This window comes from Nguyenibacter vanlangensis (assembly GCF_013376155.1).
Taxonomy (GTDB): Bacteria; Pseudomonadota; Alphaproteobacteria; order Acetobacterales; family Acetobacteraceae; genus Gluconacetobacter; species Gluconacetobacter vanlangensis.
The window spans coordinates 1-955 of record NZ_JABXXP010000912.1 but is presented as its reverse complement, the minus strand read 5'-3'; the positions used below and the strand labels follow the sequence as shown (position 1 = coordinate 955).

At 70.9% G+C, this 955-nt stretch carries 2 protein-coding genes; both read left to right on the top strand.

Annotated features, from left to right (window positions below):
* Positions 1 to 426 (top strand): response regulator (locus tag HUK84_RS20115; protein ID WP_176641777.1); only part of this gene is annotated, 426 nt, incomplete at its 5' end.
* A partial coding sequence (locus HUK84_RS20110) for a response regulator (protein WP_374729396.1) occupies positions 423 to 955 on the top strand: 533 nt, incomplete at its 3' end. The genes HUK84_RS20115 and HUK84_RS20110, both read left to right, overlap by 4 nt.

The window sequence follows — 955 nt, the reverse complement described above, 5'->3', positions numbered from 1 at the left end:
GACGGCCCTCCCGTCGGCCACCGGCCCGCCGAACCCGCCGCTGCGCCGCGCCGCCGCGCGCCGACGGTGCTGATCGTTGACGATTCGATTACCACACGGACTCTCCAGAAGACGATCCTCCAGACCCACGGCTATGATGTCCTGCTGGCGACCGACGGGGTCGAGGCCCTGTCGACCCTGCGCCGCTCGGCCCACGGGATCGACGTGATCGTGACGGACGTGGAGATGCCCCGCATGGATGGATTCGCGCTGCTGGACGCCGTCAGGGCCGACCCGCGCCTCTCCTCCATCCCCGTCGTGCTCATGACCTCGCGGAACGAGGAAACCGACATTCGCCGCGGGCTCGAAGGCGGCGCGCGCGCCTACCTCACCAAACAGGGCTTCGAACAGGGCGAATTGCTGGACACGATCCGGGGGGTGCTGTGAACCACCTCCTCGTTGCGCCGCCCCGGGTCCGCGTGCTGGTGGTCGAGGACTCCGCCGTCATCCGCCAGGTCATGGTCCGGCTGGTCCGCGGCGACCCGCGCCTGGAACTGATCGAAGCCGTCGAAACGGCCGAGGAGGCGCTGCGCCTGGTCCCCCGCCTGCGGCCCGACGTGATCTCGATGGATGTGCGCCTGCCCGGCATGGACGGTCTCGCGGCGACCCGGCGCATCATGGCGGAGTGCCCCACGCCGATCGTCATCGTCTGCGACGCCTCGACCGACCCGGCCCTGCGCATCTCGATGGACGCCCTGCGCTCGGGCGCGCTGTCGGTGGTCGAGAAGCCGGCCGGCTGGCCGTCCGGCGCATCCAGCACCGCGATCGCGACGCAATTGTACATCATGAGCCAGGTGCCCGTGATCCGCCGCCGCGTGATCCCGGAAACGACGGCCCCCGAGACGATGACACCCGGGACGATGCCTCCAGAGGCCGCGATCCGGCACGAGGCCGCCCGTCCCGCCCTGCTCCCCGT